Here is a 331-nt window from a genome sequence, read left to right on the forward strand (position 1 = left end):
TGTTGGCGGTGTGCCAGGAGTTCCCCCAGGGCGGCCGCTACCCGGGAGACGGACATGGCCTCCAGGGCAAGGGCCCGCAGCCCCCACTCCACCGCCGCGTGGGTCAGCCGCGCCCTGGGCTCAGCCAAGGTGGAGGTGTCCTGCCTCCACACCCGACGGCAGCCGGTGCAGGCGAAGCGCCGCACGCGTACCACCAGCTGCGTGGGCCTTAGCCCCACCGGCACATGGGCCAGGCGCCGGGCCACCGTCCCACGGGATACTCCCTGGGCCCCGCAGGCCTTGCAGAACGGATCCTCAAACCCGATCGGCATACGGCACTCGATCACCGCAC

Annotated in this window: 1 protein-coding gene; it reads right to left on the minus strand. The window is 71.9% G+C overall.

The window, feature by feature from the left end; all coding sequences use genetic code 11:
* The coding region (locus HMPREF2883_RS07955) for a transposase family protein (protein ID WP_141759070.1) at positions 1-311 on the minus strand (311 nt) is incomplete at its 3' end.
* Positions 312-331: the final 20 nt, after the last annotated feature.

The organism is Actinomyces sp. HMSC075C01, from assembly GCF_001812965.1.
Taxonomy (GTDB): domain Bacteria; phylum Actinomycetota; class Actinomycetes; order Actinomycetales; family Actinomycetaceae; genus Actinomyces; species Actinomyces acetigenes.